The 1,656-nt window shown below is 56.7% G+C and carries 1 protein-coding gene and 1 rRNA gene; one reads left to right on the top strand and one right to left on the bottom strand.

Annotated features, from left to right (window positions below; genetic code table 11):
* The first annotated feature begins 7 nt into the window (after positions 1-7).
* A 5S ribosomal RNA gene (gene rrf / locus GJ699_RS33865) occupies positions 8-120 on the top strand.
* 41 nt (positions 121-161) lie between these two features.
* Here rrf and GJ699_RS33860 read toward each other — a convergent pair.
* On the bottom strand, positions 162-1,373 hold the full coding sequence (locus GJ699_RS33860; RefSeq protein ID WP_154383809.1) for a sensor histidine kinase: 1,212 nt from the start codon (positions 1,371-1,373) through the stop codon (positions 162-164).
* Between the last annotated feature and the right edge of the window lie 283 nt (positions 1,374-1,656).

The following is a 1,656-nucleotide window of genomic DNA, read 5'->3' as shown; positions in this document are numbered from 1 at the left end:
GTTAAAGCTTGATGACCATAGCAAGTCAGTCCCACCCCTTCCCATCCCGAACAGGACCGTGAAATGACTCTGCGCCGATGATAGTGCTGCAACCAGTGTGAAAGTAGGTTATCGTCAAGCTAGTTATCCTCGAAAGGCCCGCTCAGTGAGCGGGCCTTTTGTCATTTCAGCGGCGCACACATCGGCAAGGTCAATGTAAAGCGCGTGCCGCCGCCGACCTCACTCACCACATCGATACGACCACCGAGAATTTCGGTGACGATGTTGTGCACGATATTCAGCCCCAACCCGGAACCGCCGACGCCCAGCTTGGTGGTAAAGAACGGATCGAAAATGCGCGACAGATTTTCGCGCGCGATGCCGACGCCATGATCCTCCACGCTCAAAGTCACCCAGCCCAGGGAAGACAAGCTGGCCCTCACCGCAATCATTCCTTCGCCACGCCCTTCGTAGCCATGCAGGATGGCGTTGTTAATCAGGTTGGTCACCACCTGGCCAAGCGGGCCGGGATAACTCTCCATCATCAGATCCACCGGCACATGCTGTTCGATGACGAACGGCGTGCGCTTGATGGTCGGCTGCAGCGTCAGCAGATTGCCGGCGATGACTTCGTCCAGCAGGAAGCTGCGCCGTTGCGAACTGGTCTGGTCCACCGCCACTTGCTTGAAGTTGGTGACGATGTCGGCCGCGCGGTGCAGGTTGCGGCTGAGGATGTCCACCGACATGCGCGCGTTCTCGATGTAATGCTCAAACTCCTTGCGCGTAATGCCGCCTTCGCCTTTCAGGTGCTGCGTGATTTCATCGGTTTGCATCTCGAAGGTGGTGGAAGCCATCAGGCTATTGCCGATCGGCGTATTCAGTTCGTGCGCGATGCCGGCCACCAGGGCGCCCAGGCCGGCCAGCTTTTCATTGCGCACCAGGTCTTCGCGTGCTTGCGCCAGGGTGGCGATCATGTCCTGCAGCTCACGGTTGGCGCGGCGCAGTGCCAGGTGGGTGTTGATGCGAGCTAGCACTTCCTCAATCTGGAACGGCTTGGTGATGTAGTCGACGCCGCCGGCATCGAAGCCGGTGACTTTTTGCTTTGGGTCGGTGAGGCCGGTCATGAAGATCACCGGTATGTCCTTGGTCTTCTTGCCGGCCTTGAGGCGGCGGCAGGCTTCAAAGCCATCGATGTCGGGCATCACCACGTCGAGCAGGATCAGATCGGGATCAGCGAACTCGGCGCGCATCAAGCCTTCGGCCGCAGTTTGTGCCAGCACGATCAGGAAGCCGTGCCGCTCCAGTCGATCCAGCAGTGCCGCCAGATAGGACGGCGAATCATCGACGATGAGTATCGTCGGCATCGGCACAACGGGAGCCTCACTCTGGTTCATCGCGCGTCCTGATGAATGACTGTCGGACCAGTATAGCAGCGGCGAAGTGGCTGGCGGTTGCAGTAATTCGAAAACAGGGGTTGACGGAACTTATGCCGTGCAGCATAATCTCATCTCTTCGCTGACGGACACAACGATTCGCAGCAAGCAGTAAGAGATCTTTAAAAATTTACAGTCGATAAATGTGGGCGTTTGATGCTGCAACAAAAAGCATTAAATGCTCAACAAAGAAATATTCAGTAGAAATACTGTCAGTATTTTGAGAAGAGCGAACCATGACCAG

The sequence above is a fragment of the Duganella guangzhouensis genome (assembly GCF_009674535.1).
In the GTDB taxonomy this organism is placed as follows: domain Bacteria; phylum Pseudomonadota; class Gammaproteobacteria; order Burkholderiales; family Burkholderiaceae_D; genus Rugamonas; species Rugamonas guangzhouensis.
The sequence above is the reverse complement of the archived record's forward strand: the minus strand, read 5'-3'. Positions and strand labels throughout refer to the sequence as shown.